17 protein-coding genes are annotated in these 19,899 nt (G+C 62.8%); 3 read left to right on the plus strand and 14 right to left on the minus strand.

Annotated features, from left to right (window positions below; translation table 11 throughout):
- Window positions 1–39 precede the first annotated feature (39 nt).
- Complete coding sequence (locus KW838_RS25705) at window positions 40–1,023, minus strand: GlxA family transcriptional regulator (RefSeq protein WP_218503938.1); 984 nt, start codon at window positions 1,021–1,023, stop codon at window positions 40–42.
- An 88-nt stretch (window positions 1,024–1,111) separates the two neighbouring features.
- Between KW838_RS25705 and inhA the strand changes: the two genes are divergently transcribed.
- Window positions 1,112–1,798 carry an isonitrile hydratase gene (gene inhA / locus KW838_RS25710; protein WP_102701346.1) on the plus strand — a complete coding sequence of 229 codons (687 nt, stop codon included), beginning with the start codon at window positions 1,112–1,114 and terminating at the stop codon, window positions 1,796–1,798.
- Here the strand turns inward: inhA and KW838_RS25715 are convergent.
- Both KW838_RS25715 and KW838_RS25720 read right to left on the minus strand, forming a co-directional pair.
- The gene (locus KW838_RS25715) at window positions 1,792–1,929 is read right to left on the minus strand and encodes a hypothetical protein (RefSeq protein ID WP_158248458.1); all 138 of its coding nucleotides are present in this window, start codon (window positions 1,927–1,929) and stop codon (window positions 1,792–1,794) included. The genes inhA and KW838_RS25715 overlap by 7 nt on opposite strands.
- A 204-nt stretch (window positions 1,930–2,133) precedes the next feature.
- Window positions 2,134–2,622, minus strand: a complete 489-nt coding sequence (locus KW838_RS25720) for an SRPBCC family protein (protein ID WP_102701347.1) — start codon at window positions 2,620–2,622, stop codon at window positions 2,134–2,136.
- A gap of 288 nt (window positions 2,623–2,910) precedes the next feature.
- Here KW838_RS25720 and KW838_RS25725 point away from each other — a divergent pair, with 288 nt between their 5' ends.
- Window positions 2,911–3,312 (plus strand): lysozyme inhibitor LprI family protein, encoded by a 402-nt coding sequence (locus KW838_RS25725; RefSeq protein WP_218503939.1) that lies wholly within the window; start codon window positions 2,911–2,913, stop codon window positions 3,310–3,312.
- Window positions 3,313–3,453: 141 nt separating this feature from the next.
- Here KW838_RS25725 and peaD read toward each other — a convergent pair whose 3' ends face one another.
- The 4 genes from peaD to peaA form a co-directional block, all read right to left on the minus strand.
- Complete coding sequence (gene peaD, locus KW838_RS25730) at window positions 3,454–4,572, minus strand: quinohemoprotein amine dehydrogenase subunit beta (protein ID WP_218503940.1); 1,119 nt, start codon at window positions 4,570–4,572, stop codon at window positions 3,454–3,456.
- A gap of 21 nt (window positions 4,573–4,593) precedes the next feature.
- Window positions 4,594–4,917, minus strand: coding sequence for a quinohemoprotein amine dehydrogenase subunit gamma (gene qhpC / locus KW838_RS25735; protein ID WP_008016081.1), 324 nt, complete (start codon window positions 4,915–4,917; stop codon window positions 4,594–4,596).
- A 1-nt stretch (window position 4,918) separates the two neighbouring features.
- The gene (peaB, locus tag KW838_RS25740; protein ID WP_102701350.1) at window positions 4,919–6,349 is read right to left on the minus strand and encodes a quinohemoprotein amine dehydrogenase maturation protein; all 1,431 of its coding nucleotides are present in this window, start codon (window positions 6,347–6,349) and stop codon (window positions 4,919–4,921) included.
- 83 nt (window positions 6,350–6,432) lie between these two features.
- On the minus strand, window positions 6,433–8,013 hold the full coding sequence (gene peaA, locus KW838_RS25745) for a quinohemoprotein amine dehydrogenase subunit alpha (RefSeq protein ID WP_102701351.1): 1,581 nt from the start codon (window positions 8,011–8,013) through the stop codon (window positions 6,433–6,435).
- A gap of 489 nt (window positions 8,014–8,502) precedes the next feature.
- On the opposite strand from peaA, the gene KW838_RS25750 reads away from it, so the two are divergent.
- On the plus strand, window positions 8,503–9,993 hold the full coding sequence (locus KW838_RS25750; RefSeq protein ID WP_218503941.1) for an aldehyde dehydrogenase: 1,491 nt from the start codon (window positions 8,503–8,505) through the stop codon (window positions 9,991–9,993).
- A gap of 122 nt (window positions 9,994–10,115) precedes the next feature.
- On the opposite strand, the gene KW838_RS25755 is transcribed toward KW838_RS25750, so the two are convergent.
- The 7 genes from KW838_RS25755 to KW838_RS25785 form a co-directional block, all read right to left on the minus strand.
- Window positions 10,116–11,411 carry an NAD(P)/FAD-dependent oxidoreductase gene (locus KW838_RS25755; protein ID WP_218503942.1) on the minus strand — a complete coding sequence of 432 codons (1,296 nt, stop codon included), beginning with the start codon at window positions 11,409–11,411 and terminating at the stop codon, window positions 10,116–10,118.
- A complete protein-coding gene (locus KW838_RS25760; RefSeq protein ID WP_218503943.1) occupies window positions 11,408–12,085 on the minus strand; it encodes a S8 family serine peptidase in 678 nt (225 codons plus the stop codon). Before KW838_RS25760 ends, KW838_RS25755 begins: the two co-directional genes overlap by 4 nt.
- Window positions 12,075–13,793 (minus strand): ABC transporter ATP-binding protein, encoded by a 1,719-nt coding sequence (locus tag KW838_RS25765; RefSeq protein ID WP_218503944.1) that lies wholly within the window; start codon window positions 13,791–13,793, stop codon window positions 12,075–12,077. The genes KW838_RS25760 and KW838_RS25765 overlap by 11 nt, the downstream gene beginning before the upstream one ends.
- On the minus strand, window positions 13,793–15,697 hold the full coding sequence (locus tag KW838_RS25770; protein ID WP_218503945.1) for a sigma-54-dependent Fis family transcriptional regulator: 1,905 nt from the start codon (window positions 15,695–15,697) through the stop codon (window positions 13,793–13,795). The genes KW838_RS25765 and KW838_RS25770 overlap by 1 nt, the downstream gene beginning before the upstream one ends.
- 205 nt (window positions 15,698–15,902) lie before the next feature.
- The gene (locus tag KW838_RS25775) at window positions 15,903–16,931 is read right to left on the minus strand and encodes a histone deacetylase family protein (RefSeq protein ID WP_218503946.1); all 1,029 of its coding nucleotides are present in this window, start codon (window positions 16,929–16,931) and stop codon (window positions 15,903–15,905) included.
- A gap of 226 nt (window positions 16,932–17,157) precedes the next feature.
- Window positions 17,158–18,387, minus strand: coding sequence for a Zn-dependent hydrolase (locus KW838_RS25780; protein WP_218503947.1), 1,230 nt, complete (start codon window positions 18,385–18,387; stop codon window positions 17,158–17,160).
- A gap of 23 nt (window positions 18,388–18,410) precedes the next feature.
- On the minus strand, window positions 18,411–19,721 hold the full coding sequence (locus KW838_RS25785; RefSeq protein ID WP_102701359.1) for an MFS transporter: 1,311 nt from the start codon (window positions 19,719–19,721) through the stop codon (window positions 18,411–18,413).
- Window positions 19,722–19,899: the final 178 nt, after the last annotated feature.

The following is a 19,899-nucleotide window of genomic DNA, read 5'->3' on the forward strand; positions in this document are numbered from 1 at the left end:
TACGGGTCAAACAATGCTCGAATGCAGGCAGAAGGTGACTCAAGGCACTACTGGATCTCCTCCGGCACTGACCGAAAACCGCTCCCGATAAGCCTGCGGCGTCACCCCCATGGCCCGCAGGAAGCTGCGGCGCAGGGTTTCTTCGCTGCCGAAGCCGCATTGCACCGCCACCCGTTTGATCGGCACTCCGGTATCGCTGAGCAGACGCCGTGCGGTTTCGACGCGGATCAGTTCGATGGCTCGGGCCGGGGTCTGGCCGGTGTCGGCGCGGTAGTGGCGCACGAAGCTGCGTTCGCTCATGCCGGCCTGCAAGGCCAGGGTCGGGATGCCGAGGTCCTTGGTCAGGTTTTCGCTGATCCAGGCGTGAAGTTCGTCGAATCGCTGGCCTTCCTGTTGCAGGGACAGGGTCACGCTGAATTGCGACTGGCCACCCGGACGCTTGAGAAACACCACCAGTTGCCGGGCGACGTCCAGGGCCATGTTGCGCCCCAGGTCTTGTTCGACCATGGCCAGCGCCAGATCGATGCCGGCCGTCACGCCGGCCGAGGTCCAGACCGGGCCGTCGTTGATGAAGATCGGGTTGGGTTCGACCTGCAAGCGCGGGTGCTGCTGCGCCAGTTGCTCGCAGCGGGTCCAGTGGGTGACCACGCGCCGGCCATCGAGCCAGCCGCTGGCCGCCAGCAGAAACGCACCGGTACACACCGAGGAAACCCGTCGGCAGCCACTGGCATGCTCGCGCACCCAGGCGACCAACGACGCATCTTGCGCCGCCGCGTAGACACCCCAGCCACCGGCGATGATCAGGGTGTCAGTGCCGTCATCCGGTAAGGGTTCGGCCAACAGCGCCAGGCCCGCCGACGACATCACCGCCCCGCCGCCGCTGGCAATCACCGTCGGCGCGTAGGGTGGCGGCAGGCCTTGCTGGCGGGCAATGTCGTTGGCCGAGGCGAATACCTGCAACGGCCCGGTGACGTCGAGCAATTGCACGTTGGCGAACGCGAGTACATGGATGGTTTTCGACATTTGGCGTAATTCGTGGGGATATTGGCGTATACGCCAAATCCTACGAGCCTACAGTTGAACCGTCCACCCACTTCACGAGAAAAACACCATGACGTTGCAGATCGGCTTTCTGTTGTTTCCACAGGTTCAGCAACTCGACCTGACCGGCCCTTATGACGTACTGGCCTCGCTGCCGGATGTGAAGGTGCATCTGATCTGGAAGGACCTGATGCCGGTCACCGCCAGCACCGGCCTGCTGTTGAAACCAACGACCACCTTCGAGGATTGTCCGGCACTGGACGTGATCTGCGTACCCGGTGGCAGTGGCGTCGGGCCCTTGATGGAAGATGACCAGACCCTGGACTTCCTCAGGGCCCAGGCCGCCAACGCCGGGTACATCACGTCGGTGTGCACCGGCGCACTGGTGCTGGGCGCGGCGGGATTGCTCAAGGGCAAACGCGCCACCACCCACTGGGCCTATCACGAGTTGCTCAAGCCGCTGGGCGCAATCCCGGTGAAGGATCGGGTGGTTCGCGACGGCAATCTGTTGACCGGTGGCGGGATCACCGCCGGTATCGACTTCGCCCTGACCCTGGCCGCCGAGCTGTTCGACCCGGCCACCGCCGAGCTGGTGCAGTTGCAACTGGAATATGCTCCGGCCCCGCCGTTTACGGCGGGCAGCCCCGAGACGGCGCCGGCCAGGGTGCTGGAAGAGGCTCGCCAGCGGGCTGCGGGGTCATTGAAGCTGCGGGCGGAAATCACCGAGCGCGCGGCAGCGAAACTCGATCGTCAGTAAAAAAGTGGCGGCAGGAACACGCCTGCTGCCGCTCCGACTTTTCCTGCGGCCACAAAAAAACCCGCCGAAGCGGGTTTTTCCAAGACCATGACGACTCCTTGTCGCAGCGTTCCTTGCATATGGTCGATCATCCGTGATCCTGAGCACATCCTGTGCTTCAGTGGGTGAGGCTAGAATACGCATCGGATCCAAATTGTAACAGGCGATATCGCTACCATCGCGTGTAAGACATTCGCTATAAGCCACCTTCCGAAAACCCTTAGATGCCTCAGTCGTCGAGCCTGGAGGCCACGAGTTTCGCGACTTCCAGCTGACTTCCGACTGCCAGGCCCTGGTCAGTCACCCTGAAGCTCGTGGGCCTTGGCCTTTTCCACAAGAAACTGTTCGATGTTGCTCATCTGCTCATCCCAACCACGGCTGTCCATCCGGAACGCCTTGAGGCGACGATGCTGGGGAATGTGGTCGAAACCCGACTCGGACACCTTGAGAAGCGTGCCGTCATCCATGTCTTCGAGCTCGAATTTCACCAGGGTGGTGGGTTCCTGGGAGTAATCGAACTCCGGCTCGACCGCATAAGGGTGCCAGCGAAACGAAAACAGCCGCTCCGGCTCGACCCGCTCCACCAGGACATTCCAGCGCAAATGCTCATAACCAGGGTAGGTAATCTGCCCCTGGGTCCACTCGCCTGCCACGAAACGCTTGCCTTTCAGCGCCACGCCAAACCACTGTCCGAACTCTTCGGCATGGGCTATCACTCGCCAGACCTGCGAACGTTTGGCCTTGAGCAGGATTTTCCTTTCGATGCGATCAGATGCTGGGTTCATAAGTCACCTCCTGTACTTGAACAGTAGGTCAGTAAGACCACAAGACCAACCCTAAAGTTGTACCAATCGGGATGCGCAATCAACCATGCCTGAGATATTCGGTTGCATTTGCGCGGATAAGTTCTGGGGCAATCACAAAGTCAGAGGCTCGAAACTGCTTATGCTCTCCTGCGAAACAGCATCGAATGGCAATCGCTGGTGAAACATTCGCAGTGGCAAGCGTAGCGGGCTGAATCCGTCACAGCGCTACACTGCACCTCAACATTCGGTCACAGCGAGTAATCCGGCATGAACCCACGCTTACTATTGGCATTGACGCCCCTGCTGTTCACCTCCATGGCTGTCGCCGTGGACTGCGAAAACGCCAGCGACCAGGCGACGATGAACCAGTGCGCGGCGCAGCAGAATGCGGCCGCCGACAAGGAATTGAATGCGCTGTACCAGCAGATCACTTCGCGATTCAAAGGCAACCCGGACAACAAGAAACTGCTGGTGGGTGCGCAGCGGGCGTGGGTTGCGTTCCGCGATGCCGAGTGCAAGTTCTCGGCGTCCGGCGTGGAAGGCGGGAGTGTGTATCCGCTGATCTACAGCAATTGCGTGACGCAATTGACCAAGGCGCGGGTGCAGACGTTCAAGAACTACCTGAAGTGCCAGGAAGGGGATATGAGTTGCCCGGTGCCGGAGGTTTAAGATTTTTAGTGTTTTTGAGGGCCTCTTCGCGGGCAAGCCCGCTCCCACAGGGTTCAGCGGTGTTCACACAATAGTGACCACACCACAAACCCACTGTGGGAGCGGGCTAGCCCGCGAAGGCGTCAGTTCAGTCGCCACAATTTACCGGACAAATATCTGCGCCGTGGTAATCGCCATGTCCCCGCCCGGCAATTTGATGCTGCCCGTCTGTTTCAGGCTGTCGGCATCGAAGATCGCCACGTCGTTGAACGTCCCGGCCAGGTAGATCTTGCTGCCGTCCTTGTTGAAGGAAATGCAGTAGTAGGAGTGATCAAGCGTCGCCGCCTGGAGCATTTTCTTCTCCTTGATGTCGTACTTGGCCAGGCGGTTGAGCACACCGAACATCAGGTTCGGGTCCTTTGGCGAGCGCATGCCGCTGAAATAGATTTCCGTCAGTGGCCCGAAGTCGGTGGTTTCGGTCTTGCCGGTTTTCAGGTCGACGCTGAACAGGCCGTACAGGTATTCGGCGGTGGCCGGGTCCTGCTTCTTGTCCTTGAATTTCGCGGCGGTATAGAGCAGCGAGAAGTCATGCCGCCAGGTCTGCTGGTTCCACACGTAGAGCACGTCCGGCGCGCTGTAGTTCGGGCGTTTCCAGTGACGGCTGGGGATCAGCACGTCGAACTTGCCGGTCTGCACATTGACCTTGTAGACGTCCGCCCCCGCCACATACAGGGTACCGTCGTCGCCACTCTGCATGATGGTCAACTGCCTTGGCGCCGGGAAGCTGCGCACCGGTTTGGCATCCATCCCGGCGTCGGTCGAATACACATCGAGCCGAGGCTGCTGCACTTCGTAGCGGTCGTTCATCATCAGCGTCGGGTTGGCGACGGTGTACAGTTCCTTGCCGTCGTGGCTGACCGTGAAGGCGAACATGGACTTGGCCTTCTCACCCGGCTTCTGGGTGATGCTGGCGTGGAACACCTGTTTGCAGTTGTCCAGTTCGACGCCGTAGACGTCCGCATAGTGATTGTTCAGCACGTACACGGTCTTGCGATCCGGCGACAATTGCACGGTGCCGGGGCCGAAGGCGTCGGGCATCTTGCAGGTCTTGAACAGGGTGTCGGTGGCCAGGTCAATCACGTGCAGGTTGTTCGGGTAGTTGGTGGTCACCATGTATTCGTGACCGACTTGCAGCGCGGTGTTTTCATCGGCCAGAACACTGACAGAACAGCTGCTCAGGACGGCGAACGCGGCCAGGCCGCAGGCTTTGATGTTACGCATGCTGGAATCCTTCTTCTGTGATCACTTGTCTTTGGGGAAGACAGTGCCGAGGTTGCGCCAGTTGTCGTTGGACGCCTGGGCATCCTTGTTCCAGTCCGGGTAGGTGCTCATCATGTCGGGCACCTGGGCCGGCCACCAGCACGGGTCGGAGCACCCATAGAGGTCGGCCTCCATCGGCTGGCACAGTGACGACACACCGCCAAATGCATCGATTTCCCAACCCGGGTCGGTGGTCGAGGCACAGCCCGCCACGGAGCTCATGGCCACCACTTCTTCAATGCGGTTCTCGTCCGCAGCCTGATCCAGCTTCAACGCTTTGTTATTGATTGCCTTGAGATGTTTCATATCAGTGAGCCTTGCGCGGAGTGATGTAACTGCTGATGAACGCAGGGTTATGGGCCATGATCCGGGTGTAGACCTCGATGCCGAAGTCGACCCAGTCACGCATCAGTTCGCAGTAGTGATAGGTCGGGTGCGTCGGGTCGCCGTAGCGGGCGTAGCTCTCGTGGTAGCAACCGCCGGAGCACAGGTTGCGGATCTGACAGTCTTCGCAACCGGTGTTGGTGCGGTCCAGGCGCTGGGACAGGAAGTCGTTCAACTCCACCTGCTTGACGCCGCTGTGGACGTTGCCGAAGGTCGGCAGGCTCGAACCGGTAAAGCGGTGGCACAGGTTCAGCTCGCCCTTGTGATCGACCGCCAGCATCTTCAGGCCCGCACCGCACGGCAGGGCCTTTTTGTGGCCTTCGTGGATGTCGGTGATCAACTGGTGCAGGTTGGAGAAGCCGATGTTGCGGTGCTCCAGCGCCGCTTCCAGATAGCGCCGACCGAGTTTTTTCATATTGGCGAAGACTTCGATCAACTCGTCGCTGGTCAGGTTGAAGGTGCTGATGTCGCCGGACGTCACCGGGGCAAAGCCGACTTCGGCGAAACCCAGCTCGTTGAACAGGTGATCCCAGATGGTTTCGACGTCGGTCACGCCGGTGGTCAGGGTCACCCGCGCGCCCACCGGACGGCTGTTGTAGCGCGACAGCAGCATCTCGGCCTTGCGCCGTACCACGTCATAGGTGCCCTGCCCGCCCACGGTGATGCGGTTGCGGTCGTGCACGGTTTTCGGCCCGTCGATGCTCACCGACAGCCCGAAACGGTGGGCGTTGAGGTAGTCCACGGTTTCTTCGGTGAGCAGCGTGGCGTTGGTGGTCATGACGAATTCGACGAACTTGCCGGCCTCGCGAAAACGCTTCTCACAGTAATCGACCATGTACTCGATCAGCTTGCGGTTGCTCAGCGGTTCGCCGCCGAAGAACACCACGGTGAAGCGCTCTTCGTCCGGGGATTCGCGCAGCAGCATTTCCACCGAGGCGATGGCCGTTTCCACGTCCATTTTCTTGCCGGCCGAGGGCTTGTCGAGGTCTTCCTTGTAGCAGTAGGTGCAGCTCAGGTTGCAGCCGGTGTTGACGTTCAAAACCACGGTGTTGATCGCCGTGCGCTCGACGCGCTTGGTGGCGATGTCCGGGGTCAGCGGCGAACCGTCGCTGACCAGTTCCAGGGCCATCAGCTCGCGCAGGGTCTCGGTGATTTCCTCGCCGTTGAAACGCGCGGCCAGGCGCTGGATCAGGTCGTCCGAGGAGCAGCCGGGACCGCGCAGGGTATCGATGATGGTGCCCGTCAGTTCATCGCTGGCGAACAGCGAACTGCTGGGGATGTGAAACAGCATGCGGTCGGCATCGACCTGCACTTCGTGCAGGTTGCGTTCGACCAGATTCAAGATAGCGCCCATTGCAAACCTCCTGTGCAGGCCCCGCTTGGCGGGGCCTGCGGTCATTCCAAAAAGATGTCTGAAACCGTGAGAGATCAGTCAACTCATGGAATGGGTGGATTGTTCCAGCGTTGCACGGTCACGATCATGTGGCCTTCGCCGGTCAGGGATTTCCCTGCGTCGTCGACGGCGGCGATCACCTTGAGGTTGCCGGCGTTGTTGGTGGACATCTTGCGTGCCGGGTTCGGCCCGGCATCGCCCGGTGTGAACACCCCGGTGTCAGCCTGCATGGTGCCGGCGAACTTGACGTCTTCGTCCTCCTTGGCGCGGTCGTCGAAGGCTTCGACCTTCCATTGCGCCGGGAACACGCCGATGCGGTAGGGCTTGCCATCGGCGCCCTTGCCCCAGGCTTCCGCGTCGAATCGGCCCTGGACTTTCGGCGTCGAACCACCGCCATCGCCGATCCGTGCCACCGAGAACTCAGGCACGACCTTGACTGCATCGATCTTGCTGTACACCGACAGGCTCGGGCCTTTCAGCGTGCCGACGGTAACTGCACGCGCGCCCGGCTGGGCATTGGCGGCGGCCTTGAGCTTGACCTTGATCTGCTCCGGGCTCTGCGAGACGACTTCGACCACTTCCACGCCTTTGCCGAAATTCGGCTTGCCGGAAAGACCGCTGCCGATCAGGGTCACTTCGGTTTCGCTGCCGGCCTTCACGTAGCCCGGTTGCACCGCCAGCAAACGCTGGGAACCCTGTTTGGCGGCGACGAAGTCCAGCCCGCGTTCGTCGTGCTCGGCCTCGAACATCCGGCCCTGCATGGCATTGCCTTGCGCGGCGAACACCTGGCGCATGGTCACGCCATCGATGGTCACGTTGCCGCGCCATTCATAGCCGGTGTAGAGAATCGCGCTGCCGTCGCCGTTGAATGGCGTGCCGTCGGCATACTGGCCTTTGACGTTGACCTTGAAGGTGTCGCTGCCGTCGGCGGTTACGCTCATGACACCGGCCAGCTCGCCTTTGCCCGGCAAGTGGCCGCTGAAGCTCCAGTCCCCCGCCAGCGCCTCGCTTTTCGGTGCGGCGCTCTGCCATTTTTTCCAGGCCGGGTTGTCCAGCGGATAACGCTTGGCCAGCAGCGGCACCATCTCTTTGCGGGCCAGATCGAACCAGTCGCGGTCGCGGGACAGGGCCTGGTATTCCAGTGACGGCCATTGGCCGAGGTGGAAGTTCACCAGGCGTTCCCATTCCTGGGCCGGACGCCGTTGCAGGGCCACCCGCGCACCGGAATGGCAGCGGCCGCACATCTGGCTGGTCTGGTCATCGAATTGCTCGACGGTATTGAGCCGCCGCTCCAGCGCATAACGCACGCCGTCGGTTTCGCTCGGCGCCAGGCCCTGGGTGTCGGCCAGGTATTTGACCAGCGTGCGACGGTCGTCGTCGCTGATCTGCAAACCGTGCATGGTCTGCATCCGCGCAATGCTCATCAGCCAGCCTTCCGGCGTCTTGCGCTGGTGGCTGATGCGGCTCAGGGCGTTATCGGCTTCGGGGGTATGACAGCCCTGACAGGTTTCCTTGAGGATGGTCTGGGCGTCGCGGGCTGCCAGGCTATGAGGCGAATGCAGCGCTACGCAAGCGGCTACGGCCAGCAGGCTGGCGCTCATGCCTGATCGGAGTTTTCTCTTCATCAACGTCGAACCTCGCACGGTGCGTTCTTATTGTTGTGGCTTATCGTTTTTATGGTTTCTGCCGTCGGCGGTGAACCGCTGACGGAGGCAAGAGAAACGTCTGCGATGAGCAATACACGGAGCGTGCCAGCTTATGAATAGTGTTTTTTATCAATCATTTAGTGGAAATAGTGGGTGATTGGCGACTGCCAAACCCGGCGGCGTGCGTCTAATATCGCGACATCTGTTGCACTCTGAGACAAGCATAGGATCAAGATCAGAAGATCGCAGCCTTCGGCAGCTCCTACAGGTAAACGCAGACTCCTGTGTAGGAGCTGCCGAAGGCTGCGATCTTTTGATCCTCGCTGTCGCAATTTGCGACGCTCAGTTGTTCCCCTGTCATAGGCAAATAACCCAAGAGCCCCATCCGATCAGGGTTCCAATCAAACGAGCACAACTGGCACAGCCATTGCGAAAGACCTCGCCACACGAACAAGACGAGGTTTCATCATGTCGCTCCCACACCTGCTTCCCGCCACTTCGGCATTCATCCAGCGCGCCCCGCGCATGCTCATCGGCGGCGACTGGGTCGAGGCCGCCGACGGCCAGACCATGCCCCTGCACAATCCGGCCACCGGTGAGGTGCTGTGCGTAGTGCCGCGGGCAACGCCGGAGGATGTCGATCGTGCGGTACTCGCCGCCCGCCAGGCGTTCGACGATTCGTCCTGGACCCGCACCCGCCCCCGGGAGCGGCAGAACCTGTTGTGGAAACTCGCCGACCTGATGCAGCGCGACGCCGAGCTGCTGGCACAACTGGAATGCCTGAACAATGGCAAGAGTGCCGCCGTGGCCCAGGTGATGGACGTGCAACTGGCCATCGACTTCCTGCGCTACATGGCCGGCTGGGCGACCAAGATCGAAGGCTCGACGGTTGACGTGTCGGCACCGCTGATGCCCGACGATCAGTTCCACAGCTTCATCCGTCGTGAAGCGGTGGGCGTGGTCGGTGCGATCGTTGCCTGGAACTTCCCGCTGCTGCTGGCCTGCTGGAAACTCGGCCCGGCCCTGGCCACCGGTTGTACCGTGGTGCTCAAACCGGCCGATGAAACCCCGCTGACCGCACTGAAACTCGCCGAGCTGGTGCTGGAGGCCGGTTATCCCGCAGGCGTGTTCAACGTGGTCACCGGCACCGGCATCACCGCAGGCTCCGCCCTGACCCACAACCCGCTGGTGGACAAATTGACCTTCACCGGCTCCACCGCGGTGGGCAAGCAGATCGGCAAGATCGCCATGGACTCCATGACTCGGGTCACCCTGGAACTGGGCGGCAAATCACCCACCATCGTCATGGCCGACGCCGACCTGAAAACCGCCGCGGCCGGGGCCGCCAGCGCGATTTTCTTCAATCAGGGCCAGGTCTGCTGCGCAGGTTCGCGGCTGTATGTGCAGCGCAAGCATTTCGACAATGTGGTGGCGGACATCAGCGACATCGCCAACGCCATGAAACTCGGTAACGGCCTGGACCCGAGCGTCGACATGGGGCCGTTGATCTCGGCGCGCCAGCAGGAGCGCGTCTATGGGTACATCGAAAAGGGCCGGGAAAGCGGCGCGACCATCGCCTGCGGCGGCGAGCAATTCGGCCCGGGGTTCTTCGTCAAGCCGACGGTGATTGTCGATGTCGATCAGAAGCACTCACTGGTGCAGGAAGAAATCTTCGGCCCGGTGCTGGTGGCGATTCCGTTCGATGACGAGGCCGATGCCCTGCGCATGGCCAATGACAGCCCCTACGGCCTGGGGGCGAGCATCTGGTCCAATGACCTGGCAGCGGTGCACCGGATGATTCCGCGCATCAAGTCGGGGTCGGTGTGGGTCAACTGCCACAGCGCGCTGGACCCGGCGTTGCCGTTCGGCGGCTACAAGATGTCCGGGGTCGGGCGTGAGATGGGGTATGCGGCGATCGAGCATTACACCGAGTTGAAGTCGGTGTTGATCAAATTGTGATTTGTAGCGTCCATTAGGCCGCCTTCGCGGGCAAGCCCGCTCCCACAGTGTTTTGCGTCGTACACAAATCCACTGTGGGAGCGGGCTTGCTCGCGAAGAGGCCAGTCCAGACAGCCCAAATATCAGGGTTTGTATCCCTGAGCCAACAACCAGCCCCGAACCATCCTCCCCTGTTCGACGGTCAACCCGGCCAATACCTGCTCAGCCGGCTCCGCGCGCAATCGCCGCACCAGCGGGGCCACCTCCACCCCCTGCACATGCCAGATCCCCAGCGGCTGATCCGCCGTGATCACCACCTCGGCCTCGTCGACAAAACCATCGCGCAGCACCGGTGCGCGTTCGATTCTCAGCGCATTGAAATCGGCCTCGGCATGGGCGATTTCAGCATCCGGCCATTGCCGTCGTGCCTGCCAGAAGGGCTGATCCAGCCAACGCTGCTCATCGGCATAAAAATCCCGGCCGATCCGCGCGAACCGCAGGAACAGCTGTTCCACCCGCTGCTGGTGGAAACGCCGGGCCAGAGCCGCTCGCTCAGGTTTGCACAACAGCGTGTTGATCACCGTCGGCGCCTGCAACGCCGAGGAGAGGGATTGAAAGACGCCATTGCCCGACAACGGGTCCACCGCCATCGCCGCATCACCGACCCGAATCCAGTTATCGCCGCACACCTGCGGGTTGAGAATCGCCGTGCTGCTGCGGGCATGCAGCTGCACATCCAGCTCCGGTTCGCCGCCGAAAAAACCACGGGCCACTGCCGACTCCCCACGTCTTTGCCGGCAGTAATCGAGCAACATGGCCTTGCCCGGCAACCCGGCACTGGCCACGTCCACCGTCCATTGCCAGTAACACTGGCCGTCCGCGCGGCGCGCCATCCATGCCCAGCCGTCCGCAAGGCTTTCCACGGCGCTGGCGGTGCTGCCCGGCCTACCTTGCCAGCGATTGAGCAAACTGACGGTCTCGGGGCCACGCAAGCCCTTGCCGATAGCGGGAGCCTGGCGTCCTCGGGCCTCCACGAGAAACGGCGCGAGCAGCGCTTCGTGTCCGTCGATTTCGATTCGGTGGCCATTGGCCGATGACTGAACCCTGAGCACCCGGCCTTCGATCAGCTCGACCCCCGCCTGGCGCAAATCTTCACGCAGGCCTCGGTCAAACACCGGACGGTCGAGCAAGTACTCGATGTTCTGCGCATGGTGCTGGCCGTTCCAGCTCACCTGGCGCTGAGAAGGCAGCGCCGCCTCCGTCAACGCCTGATGCAGGCCCGCGCTGCGCAAGGCATCCAGTACCCGCACGGACACGCCTTCAAGCGCCGCAAACCGGCGCCATTCGCTGATCAGCGTGACGCCATGGCCAAGCCGCCGTAGCCCCAGTGCGACAGCGGCTCCAGCCGGTCCGGCGCCAAGAATGACGATGTCCGTCATGGCCCGAAGCGCCGTTCAGGGCCACGGTAACGGGCATTGTCGCGCAACCACTCGATGATCTGCTCATTGCTGGCATCAGGCTGATCGACGAGGAACCCGGCGATGTGCCCGCTCAACGCGGCGCAACCGAGGCTCGCCCCGGATTGCCCCGGGTACGTGCCATGCACACAGGCGGCGAAATCCGCCTGGGCGCTGTTGAGCCACGACCATTCCTGTTCGGCGCAGCGCGCATCGCCGGTGACCCGCAACACCTGCGGATAGTTGGCCGGAAACACCCCTTCGCCCTGGGCCGGACTCGACGCACACAACAGCACGCCCCGGGCCACCGCCGCCGCGCAGGCCGCGCGCAACAGGCTGCGATCCTGGCGCAGGCCGAGGCTCAGATTGATCAGCCGCACGTTCTGCGCCACCAGCCAGTCAATCGCCGTGGCGATCTGCAAGGCACTGGTGACACCGCGCTGGTCGAACACCTGGGCCACGCAAAACAGGGCCGAGGGTGCACGCCGGCCAATCGCCTCGATCACCGCGCTGCCATGCCCGAGTGGATCGTCGCGCAAGTCGCCCTCGGCCAGGCCGTCTTCAAGCAATGAAAAGCGCCGACCGGCGATCACTTGCACCCGTTGCGCCGCCGAATGGCCGCTGTCCACCACACCCACGCGCAACTCAGGTTTCATGCAGCACCGTTTTCGAGGTCAGCACGCCGTCGAGCAATTCGAAACGCAGATCGGCATCGGCCAGGGTTGAAGGGCGATGGCTGATCAGGATGCGCGTGCGTGCGGCAAACAAGCGGTCGATGGCGTCGATGACTTCGCGCTCGGTGGCTTCGTCCACCGCTGAGGTCGCTTCATCGAGCACCAGAATCAAAGGGTCCTGCAACAGCGCCCGGGCAATCGCGATGCGCTGCTTCTGCCCACCAGACAATTGCTGGCCGCGCTCGCCCAGCGGACTGTCGAGGCCTTCGGGCAAGGACTCGATCAGGCTGTCGAGTTGCGCCAGGCGCGCCACTTCGGCAATCGCTTCGCGACTGGCGTCCGGTACCGCGTAAGCCAGGTTGTCGGCGAGGCTGCCGCGAAACAGCACGATGTCCTGACTGACGATGGCAATGCGTCGACGCAACTGGAACAGGTCCAGCTCGCGCACATCGACGTCGCCCAGCAGGACCCGTCCCGATTGTGGATCGTGATGCCGTTGCAGCAGGTCGATCAGGGTGGATTTGCCGACGCCCGAACCGCCGCTGAGGGCCACTTTCAAACCGTAGGGAATCCGCGCTTCGATACCGCGCAGGGTCGATTGGCGACCGGGATGGGCGAAGTGCACGTTGTCGAACCAGAGATCGCCGCCATCAGGCATCGGCCGTGGCCTGGCAGGCGTCGACACGGTCGGCTGTTCGCCGCGCAACTCCATGACCCGGCCGAGGCTGACGGTCATCCGCTGAATCGCCACGTAGAGCCCGAGCAGGCTCTGTACCGGCCCCACGGCCATCCCCAGGTAGGTGGAAAACGCAATCAGCGCACCGAGTTGCCAGGTGCCCTGCACCACCCAGTATCCGCCGATCAGGAAAGCGCAGGCCCGGGACAGCGAGGTCAGTGTGCCCGGCACGGCCTGGGTGAAAAACTCGGTGACTTGCAGGCGCAGCAACTGGCTCATGTAGCCCTGCCCCAGCGTTTCCAGGCGCCGCGCTTCGCGCTGTTGCTGGCCGGCGGACTGGATGAATTTCATCACCGGCAAGGTCTCGACCATGAACGACGACATGTCCGCCGAACGCTCGCGCAACTGCCGCACATCGCGCTCGACCTTGCGCCGCATCCAGCGCAGCCAGAGGACATCGAGGGGGATCAGTACCAGGGCCAGCAGCGACAGTTTCCACGACAGCGTCACCAGCATCGCGATGGCAACCACCAGGCCAATCACGCTCGACACCGCCGAGAACAGCGAGTCCACGGCGAACCGCTGGATCTCCGCGACGTCGCCATCGAGGCGCGACATCAGGTCACCGATGCGCCGCTGACCGTAAAAGCTCGGCGACAGGGATTGCAGATGCCGGTACAGGTCATCGCGCAAGGCAAACAGCATGCGCCCGGACAGGCGCGTGTGCAGGTAGCGGTTGATGCCCGAAAGCGCCGTGCCCAACAGCCCGGCAACGATCATCAGCCCGGCGATCAGCACCAGCATCGGGAAGTTTCGCGCCAGCAGGCCGTCGTCGATCAACAGCTTGGTCAGCCACGGCTGCACCAGCACCAACGCCGAAGCGCAGACCGACAAGCCCAGCAGCCCGGCAATCGCCAGGCGATGGGGGCGCACGAAGCTGTACAGCCAGCGCAGCGACGCCTGCAAGGCCTCGGGGTTCTGGCTGTCGATCAGCCGGACGATCAGGCGTTGCATCACGAACGCAACTGTTTGAGCTTGCGATACAGGGTCGCGCGGCTGATGCCCAGGGCGTCGGCGGCGGCCGAGACGTTGCCCTGATGCGTGTCCAGGGACTGACGGATCAGCTCCAGTTCGTTTTCCCGGATGCTGCCGGCCTGGGGCCGTTCGCTGGCGGTCAATTCGTCGAGCATGCTGTCGGGCAGGTGGTCGAGGGTCAGCACGGTTTCACCCGGTTCGCGCATGGCCAGCGCGGTGCGCAGGACCATCTCCAGCTGGCGGATGTTACCCGGCCAGTGATAGCCGCTGAGCAAGCGATCGAGATCATCGTGCAGGACCACGGCGGGTGCGCCCAGTGTCGCCAGCAGGCGGCTGACCAGCGCGGCGAAATCCTCGCGTTCACGCAGGGCCGGGAGCATCACGCTGATGCCGTTGACCCGGTAGAACAGGTCCTCGCGAAAATGTTTATCTTCCACCAGACGCTTGAGGTCACGGTGGGTGGCGCAGATCAGCGCGACGTCGATGTCCTGCTCTTCGCCAGCGCCCAGTGGCGCGACCTTGCGATCCTGCAACACCCGCAACAGTCGGGCCTGCAAGGCCAGGGGCATGTCGCCGATTTCATCGAGGAACAGGGTGCCGCCATGGGCCTGTTGCAGGCGGCCGACCATACCGCCCCGGCGTGAACCGGTGAACGCGCCTTCGCGGTAGCCGAACAGTTCGGACTCGATCAGGCCCTCGGGAATGGCCGCGCAGTTCACCGCCACGAAGGGTTTGTCGCAGCGCGCGCCGGCCATGTGCAGGGCGCGGGCGATCACCTCTTTACCGGTGCCGGTTTCGCCCAATAACAGGACTGGCAGTTCGTTGGCCAACCCTTGACGGGCCATGCGCAAGGCTCGGGCGTAACGGCTGTTGCTGCCGGCGAGCGCTTCCAGATCCGGTTGCGCCTTGGCCGGTTTCGCGACCGTGCGCGGCGGGCTGCCGACGTTGATCGAGCGTTGTGGCGCGCGCAGGGTTTTGTAGAAGAATTCGCCCTTGGCGGTCTGCAGGCTGCCGGTGCCGCCCTGATGCAGGCGTGCCAACAATTGCAGACCGTCGACACCGAGAAACTCTTCGCAGCGCCGACCGACCAGGGCCGAGCGCTCGGCGTGGAGCAACTGACAAGCCTGGGCGCTGACCGCGAGGATCTGCCCGCCAAGGCTCACCGCCAGCAGGCCTTGCCACGGGGATTCGAGGTATTGGCGACGGCTGTGGAAGGCGAGGACGATCTCGTCCGGGTAACTGGCGTTGAACACCCGGCTTTCGATCTGGCTGACGGCCATGGCCAGCAGCGCGGTGCTGTCGTGGGCGCGGCCGAGCGGGCCTTCGCGGGTCAGGTCGAGGACGCCGAGGATGTCGCCCTGAGGGCAATGGATCGGCACCGAGGTGCAGGAAAAATCACTGAGGCGATCCAGATAATGCTCGCCGCAATCGATCAGGGTCGGCCGCGCTTCCACCAGTGCCGTACCGAGAGCGTTGGTGCCGCGGACCGCTTCGCTCCAGCAGGCGCCGAGGGTGATGTCCTGCAGGCCGCTGCCCTTGAGACGGTCGGCGCGGCCTTCGACGGCGAGGATGGTGGCGTCGGAGTTGGCGAGGATGATCAGCCCTTCCTTGCCCTGACGCTCGGCCAGGTAATCGATGGCCGGCAACGCGGCGTCGATCAGCAGGCGATTGCTGGCCAGCAACAGGTCCAGGCTGGCGCTCGATTCCAGCGCCAGCTCGTGCTTGGCATTGAAATGCACGCCATGGCTCAGGCTGCGTCGCCACGAGGCATCGATTTCCGCACGCAGGACGCCATCCGGCACTTCGCCTTCCAGGTGCAGCTTTTCCCGGGCCAGCCGGGCTTCGCGATGCTGTTTGGGGGAGTTTGTTTTTATTAGCGTCATCAAGCGCTCCGGGTCGTCCGCCCTTGCGCCTTCATACGTCGGCGCCCTGCCGCAATCTTTACGTTAACGTAAGGGCTATGGCAAGTGCCGTAGGGCGTTTGCCTTTCAGGCAAAAAAGATCGCAGCCTCCGGCAGCTCCTACAGGGGTATCGAATTCCAAGTGTAGGAGCTGCCGCAGGCTGCGATCTTTTCGCGACACACTGACTTATCGATGCGTCCAAACCTCTGACCCAACAAAAAACGCCCGCGCATTATCCTCCAGACTCTCCAGGTGATACCCACCCTCCTGCACGATCAGGCACGGCAATCCGAGGCTGCGAATGCGCTCGCCGAGCACGGCAAACCCTTCGCGGGTCACTGCCACCTTGCTTTGCGGGTCCAGTTCGAAAATATCGAAGCCCAGGGACAGCACCAGCACCTCGGCACCGAAGTCCGTCACCGCCTTCAGCGCTATATCCAGTTGCTCGAGGAAGTCGGCCTCGCTGGCGCCATGGGCCATCGGCAGGTTGAGGTTGAATCCCTCGCCCGCCCCGGCACCGCGTTCTTCGGCAAAGCCTGCGACACCCGGATAGAAGTTGGTCGGATCGCCGTGCACCGAAACGTAGAGCACGTCGTCACGGTCGTAGAAAATCTCCTGAATGCCCTGGCCATGGTGCATGTCGGTGTCGAGCACCGCCACCCGTGCGAACCCTTCGCGCAATACCTGGGCCGCCACGGCCGCGTTGTTCACATAGCAGAAACCACCCGCCGCTTCGGCCCGGGCGTGGTGGCCCGGTGGACGGCACAAGGCATAGGCTGCCGGCTCGCCATCGAGCAACGCCCGGGCGCCGGCGATGGCGCTTTGCGCCGACCAGTAGGCCGAACGCCAGGTCTGTTCGCCCACCGGGCAACTGCCATCGGCCAGATAACGTGCAGCCTGGGCGAGTATCCCGCGCAGGGCATTCGGTTCGCGGACGAAGATGTTCGACATCACCTCATCGCCCCAATCCTCGGGAATCTCTTTCCAGCGCTGATGGGCTTCCTGCAAAAACCTCAGGTACGGTGCGCCGTGCACCGCCAGGAGCGGAGCGAGCCCGGCGTCGGCCGGCTGCTCGACCTTGAAACCCAGGGCATGAGACGCCTGCACCAGGCGCTGCGCACGCTCCGGCACTTCCTGCGGTGTGCGCATCTGGCCACGGGAGTAGTAGCTGCGTGGATGGTGGAGCAATTGTTCGGGGTGGAAAAAACTGCGCATGGAGAGAATACCTGTCAGTTAAGAGATAGGTGCAGCCAACACAATCCTGTGGCGAGGGGGCTTGCCCCCGTTGGGTCGCGAAGCGGCCCCAAAACCAGTCGCCGCAGTGAGCCAGGTACACCGCATGCGATGGTTCTGCGACTGCTTCGCAGCCGAACGGGGGCAAGCCCCCTCGCCACAGGGTATTCACCAGACTGAAGATTCAATTCGAGTGACTGGGCGCCCTTTAGTCAATAGTCCCGGCGCGCGACAGAACCGCGTTGAGCAACACATCCGTGCCCTGCCGCACATCTTCAGGCAACACATCTTCCGCTTCGTTGTGGCTCAAGCCGCCCACGCACGGGATGAACACCATCGCCGTCGGGCAGAACCGCGCCAGGTGGATCGCGTCATGCCCGGCGCCGCTGACGATCGATTGCTGAGCGTAGCCCAGCCCATCCACGGCCTGCTGCACCGCCGCCACGCAGTCCGCGTCGAACGGCGTGGCCGGGCTGATCCAGTGTGGGGTTATAGCCAGTTTCAAGCCGCGACTGTCGGCTATCGCCTGAAACCGCGCACGGACCTGTTGCTCCATCGCCTCGATGGTTTCGTCACGGTGATGACGCAGATCGACGGTGCAGTTCACCAGCCCCGGAATGGTATTGCGTGATGACTTGTTGATGCTCAATTCGCCAACGGTGGTCAGGCCTTCGGGGGCGAAGTCCGTCGCCAGGGCTTCGATGGCCTGGATCATCTGCGCCACGCCGTACAAGGCGTCCTTGCGCAGCGGCATAGGCGTGGTACCGGCGTGGGCCGCCATGCCTTCGACCCGCACGTCGAGCCAGCGAATCGCCTGGCCGCCGCTGACGACGCCGATGCTCTTGGCGTTGTCTTCGAGGATCGGCCCTTGTTCGATGTGCGCTTCAAAGTAGGCATCCACCGCGCCACCCAACGGGCGCTCGCCGGCATAACCGGTACGCTGCAGTGCCTCGGCGACGCTGATGCCATCGATGTCGCGCACCGCCAGCGCGGCGTCCAGCGTCATGATGCCGGTGAACACCGCCGAACCGAACATCGCCGGGGTGAAGCGTGCACCTTCTTCGTTGGTCCACACCGCCACTTCCAGCGGCTTGCGGGTCTGGATCCCCAGATCGTTCAGGCAGCGCACCACTTCCAGGCCGGCGAGCACGCCGTACACGCCATCGAACCGCCCGCCTTCGGGCTGGGTGTCGAGGTGGCTGCCCATCATCACCGGTGCCGCGTCAGGGTCAGTGCCGGCGCGACGGGCGAACAGGTTGCCGATGGCATCCACGCTCAGGGTCATGCCGGCTTCGCGGCACCAGTGAGCAAACAGTTCGCGACCGGCCTTGTCCTCGTCGCTCAGGGCCAGGCGGCAGCTGCCGCCACGGGCGGTGGCGCCGATTTCGGCCATTGCCATCAGACTCGCCCAGAGGCGTTCGCCATTAATCTTCAACATGAGTTTCTCCAGGAAAATTCGGTTCAGGCCTTGGCCAGTTCCAGGCGTTCAGCGCTGGCATGGCGACGGGCGAGGGACAGGACACACAGCAGCGAAGTCGCGGCGATCAGGCTGTAGAACACCGCCATCGGCCACCACTGGCCGGCGAACCGGTGGGCCAGCATCGTGCCGATCAGCGGCGTCAGGCCACCGGCCACCGCGCCGCAAATCTGGTACGCCAGGGAAATCGCGGTGTAGCGCACGCGGGTCTCGAACATGCCACTGACGTAGCCGGCGATCACCGCGTAGAACGACGCCATGCACACCACCGCCAGGGCAATGCCGAGGATGATCAACGGCGCCTGGGCCGAACTGACCAGCACAAACATCGGGTATGGCGAGGCCATGGCCAGCAGCGACACCAGGCACAGGAAGCGGGTCGCGCCGATCTTCTCGGCGACCCAGGCCGCCAGCGGCTGAATGCAGAACTGGATGATCGCGACGAAGAACAGGCACTCCAGAATCAGCGAGCGCGGCAATGAGAGTTGCTGGGTGGTGTAGGCGATCATGAAGGTGTTGGTGAAATACACCCCGGCGATCCCCAGGGTGTTGGCGCCGATGCACAGCAACAGCGGACGCCACGCGGTACGCAGGACTTCCATGACCGGCGCCTGTTCCTTGCGCTGGTTTTTACTGGCTTGCTCGCGGCTGGCGAGAAATTCCGGCGACTCATTCACCCCCAGGCGAATCGCCAGGCCCACCAGCAGCAACAGCGAACTGGCGAGGAACGGCAAGCGCCAGCCCCAGCTCATCAGGTCTTCTTCCGGCAGACGGGTGACGGCGCTGAAGGCCAGCAGCGAGAGGATCAATCCCGCCGGGCTGCCCAGTTGCGCAAACGAGGCGAAGAAATTGCGCCGGCCTTTCGGCGCATGCTCGCCGGCCATCAACACCGCCCCGCCCCACTCGCCACCCACGGCGATGCCCTGGACGATGCGCAGCAAAATAAGGAGTACCGGCGCCGCCGCGCCGATTTGCGCGTAGGTCGGCAGCAAGCCGATGCACACCGTGACCACGCCCATCATCAACAGGGTGATGATCAGCGACTTCTTGCGGCCGATGCGGTCACCGATATGGCCGAAGACGATCCCGCCCAACGGCCGCGCGAAGAAGCCCACGGCAAAGGTGCCAAAAGCGGCCATGGTGCTGAACAGTTTGTCGTCGGAGGGGAAGAACAGCGCGCCGAACACCAGCGCGGCGGCGGTGGCGTAGATGTAAAAGTCGTACCACTCGATCATGGTGCCAATAAAGGCAGCGGCTGCCGCACGGCGCGGCTGGGACGAAGCTTGAGGCTTCATGGGTCGGGCTCCTTTGGTTATTTTTCTGGCAGGAGGGAAACGGCAAATCCGCAGCGCTCTGGCGACGCCGGTCTGGGGATGATTTTTCGTTCCGGGACCATGATTAGTCAATTTTCTATTTATTATTCGAAGTATTACACCAACTTATAATTGAACGAAATGAGAAAGAGAGGGCATC

This window comes from Pseudomonas sp. PDM27 (assembly GCF_019219205.1).
GTDB lineage: Bacteria > Pseudomonadota > Gammaproteobacteria > Pseudomonadales > Pseudomonadaceae > Aquipseudomonas > Aquipseudomonas laurylsulfatiphila.